The following is a 531-nucleotide window of genomic DNA, read 5'->3' on the forward strand; positions in this document are numbered from 1 at the left end:
CACCATCGCATACGCGTTCGCCTGCGGCAACGGCGTGCGGCTGAGCTGCCGGGTACCGCGCGCGATCGTGCGGAACAGCGGCCCTTTCAGGTCGGCGCCAATTCCGGTGCCATCGAGATACGCATGCAGGGCCGCCTCGAGCGTATGGTGGCATGGCATCGCGTGCGCCTTGCCGCCTTTTTCGCGCAGCCGCACCCACAGCCGCCGCTGCTGCACATAGACGTCGTCGACCCGCATCGCCAGCGCCGCGCCGATCCGCGCGAACGAACACACCATCAGCGCGATCAGCGCGCGCTCGCGCAGCCCCGCCGGCGTGGTCACGTCGATGCTGTCGAGCAGCTGCCGCGCCTCGGCCGCCTCGAGCACCGGGGTCTTGCCGGTTTTCGTGACGTGGCTCGGCCCGCGCACCGACGCGGCCGGGTTGTGTGGCACGACCTGGCCCGTCACCAGCCAGTCGAACAGGTGGCGAATGGCCGCCAGGCGCTGCTTGACGGTTGGCGCCGCGTGCGTACGGGTCTGCAGTTCGACCCA

1 protein-coding gene is annotated in these 531 nt (G+C 70.4%); it reads right to left on the reverse strand.

Annotation, left to right across the window (positions count from 1 at the left end; all coding sequences use genetic code 11):
* Window positions 1-531, reverse strand: a 531-nt coding sequence (locus AC3IFE_RS01450) for a tyrosine-type recombinase/integrase (RefSeq protein ID WP_489189380.1), incomplete at both ends; no start/stop codon positions are given.

This window comes from Burkholderia sp. APQ4-4ca (assembly GCF_057837105.1).